We start from the raw sequence: 3,472 nt of genomic DNA on the forward strand, positions 1-3,472 counted from the left end.
GCGGGGGGCGCGCCCGGCGGCGGCCCGCCGGCGGTGGGCTGGGCTGCCGGGGGGGGGGGGGGGGCGGGGGGGGTCGGCCGCGGGGCCCGTCCCCCCCCCCCACTCCGGCGTCAGCGCGCCGTACGGGGGGTGCCGGGGACGGACTCCAGCCGGTAGGCGTCGCCGTGGGCGACCACCCGGCCGGCGGTGGGCGGGGGGAAGTGGGTGCCGAGGACCAGCGTGCCGGTGCCGGCGAGCGACTCCAGCAGGGACCGCCGGGTCGCCCGCGACCGGGCGGGGTCGATGTCGACACAGCTGCCGATGGCAGGGCGGGCGAACTGGACCGGGTGGTGGACGCAGTCCCCGGTGACGAGGGCCGCGCCGCCGTCGCCGGACAGCTCGACGGCCAGGTGGCCCGGGGTGTGGCCGGGCGTGGGGAGCAGCCGCAGGCCGGGGGCGACCTCGGCGCCGGCCGCCGGGACGTCGACCAGGTCGAGCAGCCCGGCCTCCGCCACCGGGTCCACCGAGTCGCGGAACATCCGGCGGCGCGGCTCGTCCATCTCCCGGCCGGCCCAGAACTCGCGCTCGGTGCGCGAGGTGAGGTAGCGGGCGTGGGGGAAGGTGGGGACCCACGCCCCGTTCCCGTCGGCACGGGTGTTCCAGCCGACGTGGTCGGTGTGCAGGTGGGTGAGGATCACGAGGTCGACGTCGGCGGGCGGGTACCCGGCGGCGGTCAGCCGGTCGAGGTAGTCGGTGTCGAGGTCGTGCCAGGCCGGGTTGGCGCGGTCCTTGCCGTTGCCGATCCCGGTGTCCACCAGGACCTTCAGACCGCCGACGGTGAACGCGAAGGTGTGGCTGTCGATCAGCAGCTGGCCGGCCGGGTCGGCGAAGTCGGGGCGCAGCCAGTCCTGCCCCCGCACGACCTCGGGCGTGGCGTCCGGCAGGAGCCACTGCCCGGTGTCGGGCGGCAGGGGGATCTCGTCGATCCGGTGCACGGTGAGGTCGCCGACGGCCCAGGCCGGGATGGTGCCGATGGCGGGTGAAGCACCGCGCGGGTCGTCGGACGTCGTGTGCATGGACCGGGGTTCCCTTCGTACGGGTGGCGTCGCCGCAGCGGCGGGAGCCGTTAAAGCTCCGCCTTTGCGTTAGCCGATCGTAGATCACTCCGGGTTGCTAACGCAACGTCTTCGCTTTTAGGGGTGCGACGTCGGCCGGGCGGCTAGCGCAGGGCGGTCAGGTGGTCGAGCACCTCCTGGCGGGCCGTGGCCGGGGCGAGGAGGGCGAGGTGGTTGTCCGGTCGGACGAGGGCGAGGGTGTCGGTGGCGATCCCGTAGGTCCGGTGGGCGTCGTCGGACGGGTCGTCGAGCAGGACGGGCCGGACGTGGGCCGGCAGTCCGGCGAGTGCGGGGCGGGTGCCCGGGCCGAAGCCGAGCAGGGTGTAGTGGTCGCCGGCGAAGTGCTCGAAGAGTCGGGCCGGCCTGCCGTCGGGGCCGGTGAAGACGGCGTCCGGGGCCCGGTCGCCGGCCCGGAGCGGGCCGTCGGGACCGGGGGCCGCGAGCCGGCTCCATCGGTAGCCGAGCGAGAGGCCGGTGAGGTCGCCCACCCGGCCGGCCTCCACGCCCACGCCCGGAGTGCCGATGCCCGCCATGACGTTGGTCATGCCGGCCGTGGTGACGTCGAGCGTCCAGGCGGCGACCGGACGGCGTTCCTCCTGGTAGGTGTCCAGCAGGGCCGGTGCGGCGAGGCCGCGCAGCACGTGCCCGAGCTTCCAGGCGAGGTTCCAGGCGTCCTGGGTGCCGGTGTTCATGCCGAGCCCGCCGGCGGTGGGGTGGACGTGCGCGCAGTCGCCGGCCAGCAGGACCCGCCCCCTGCGGTACTCCTCGGCGATCCGGACGTTGACCCGCCAGGTGGAGAGCCAGGTGGCGTTGGCCAGCACGAGGTCCGTCCGACCGGTGTGCAGGGCGGCCAGTCGCCGGAAACTCTCCAGGGAGGGGGCGACCGCCCGGCCGTCGGCGTCCGTCTCCGGGCTCGCCTGGAGCTGCCAGCGGCGGGTGCCCTCGAAGGGGCAGAGCATGAACACGCCCTGCGGGCCGAACCACTGGTGCCAGGCGCCGCGGTCGAGGCCCTCGACCTCGACGTCGCCGCAGACCATGAGCGGCTCCGGGTCGCCCTCGCCGACGAACGGTATCCCCAGCAGCTTGCGCACGGTGGAGCGGCCGCCGTCGCAGGCGACCAGGTACTCGGCGGAGATCCGTCCGCCGTCCGCGAGGTGGACCTCCACGCCCTCGTCGTCCTGGGTGAAGTCCACGAGCTCGGTGGCGAGTTCGACCGTCACCCCGTACTCGGCCAGCTTCTCGCGCAGCAGTCGCTCGACCCGCGTCTGCGGCAGCCACAGGCTCGCCGGGTAGGGGGTGGCCGTGCTGCGGCGGGCGCCGGCGAACGGTTCGGTCTCGTTGACGAACTCGCCGCCGAAGTACTTGCGGAACGGGAGGTGCGTGCGGCCGGCGGCCGCCAGTCGCTCGCCGAGTCCCAGGTCGGCGAGGACCTCCAGGCTCCGCGGGTTGAGCGTCTTGCCTCGTGAGCCGGTGTGGAACGCGGCCGCCTTCTCGACGACCCGCACGGCGACCCCCTGCCGCGCCAGCCCGCAGGCCAGTGTCAGTCCGGTCGGTCCCGCCCCCACGATCACCACGGTTGTCATGGTGTGTCCGCCCTTCCGTCTCGTCGGTGATGCACACCAGCAAACTGCAACTCGGTAAGAAAAGCAACCGAGTAACAAACATTTCCCGGTTATGATCGAGTCATGAGCGAGTCGGACACGGGTCTGCGGACCCTCAAGAAGCAGCGCACCCGGCGGGCCATCGCGGAGGCGGCGATCGCCCTGTTCCTGGCCCGCGGGTTCGACCAGGTCTCGGTGGCCGAGATCGCCGCCGCCGCCGAGGTCTCCAAGCCCACCCTCTTCCGCTACTTCGGCAGCAAGGAGGAGCTGGTCCTGCACCGTTTCGCCGACCACCTCGGCGAGGCCGGGCGGGTGGTGCGCGCCCGCCCGGCCGGGACCACCCCGCTGGACGCGCTGGAGCGCCACCACCTGGAGCGGCTGGCCGCGCGCGACCCCAGCAGCGGGCTGACGGACAGCCCCGAGGTGCTGGCCTTCCTCCGGCTGGTCTACGAGACCCCCAGCCTCTCCGCCCACCTCTTCGACTACCTCGACGCCGACACCCGCGCGCTCGCCGAGGCGCTGGGCCCGGACGGGAACGTCACCGCCCGACTGCTCGCGGCCCAGTACACGGCGGTGCGCCAGGTCCTCGCCCACGCCACCTGGGCGAGGCTCGCCGAGGGGCAGGACGTCGGCGAGGTGGCCGTGCTGGCCGCCGCGGAGACGGCCGAGGCGTTCGCCCTGCTGCGCGAGGGCGCCGCCGCCCGCGGATTCTGAGCCCGGCGCGCCGGCGGCGGCCCCGACCGGGGCCGGTCGGCCGCCCGGCGCGCGGTCCGCGAC

The 3,472-nt window shown here is 74.8% G+C and carries 3 protein-coding genes; 1 reads left to right on the plus strand and 2 read right to left on the minus strand.

Features of this window, described 5'->3' with window-relative positions:
* Nucleotides 1–110: 110 nt before the first annotated feature.
* Nucleotides 111–1,055, minus strand: coding sequence for an MBL fold metallo-hydrolase (locus ACFWA9_RS38765; protein WP_380394234.1), 945 nt, complete (start codon nt 1,053–1,055; stop codon nt 111–113).
* A gap of 143 nt (nt 1,056–1,198) precedes the next feature.
* Nucleotides 1,199–2,677, minus strand: a complete 1,479-nt coding sequence (locus tag ACFWA9_RS38770; RefSeq protein WP_380394237.1) for an FAD-dependent monooxygenase — start codon at nt 2,675–2,677, stop codon at nt 1,199–1,201.
* Between the two features lie 102 nt (nt 2,678–2,779).
* On the opposite strand from ACFWA9_RS38770, the gene ACFWA9_RS38775 reads away from it, so the two are divergent.
* Nucleotides 2,780–3,409, plus strand: a complete 630-nt coding sequence (locus ACFWA9_RS38775) for a TetR family transcriptional regulator (RefSeq protein ID WP_380394240.1) — start codon at nt 2,780–2,782, stop codon at nt 3,407–3,409.
* Nucleotides 3,410–3,472 lie beyond the last annotated feature (63 nt).

Source organism: Kitasatospora sp. NPDC059973, assembly GCF_042737525.1.
In the GTDB taxonomy this organism is placed as follows: Bacteria; Actinomycetota; Actinomycetes; order Streptomycetales; family Streptomycetaceae; genus Kitasatospora.

Bases quoted from the DNA above. Each gene is read 5' to 3' on its own strand.
- ACFWA9_RS38765 (WP_380394234.1), bottom strand. From the start codon at position 1,055: ATGCACACGACGTCCGACGACCCGCGCGGTGCTTCACCCGCCATCGGC.
- ACFWA9_RS38770 (WP_380394237.1), bottom strand. From the start codon at position 2,677: ATGACAACCGTGGTGATCGTGGGGGCGGGACCGACCGGACTGACACTG.
- ACFWA9_RS38775 (WP_380394240.1), top strand. From the start codon at position 2,780: ATGAGCGAGTCGGACACGGGTCTGCGGACCCTCAAGAAGCAGCGCACC.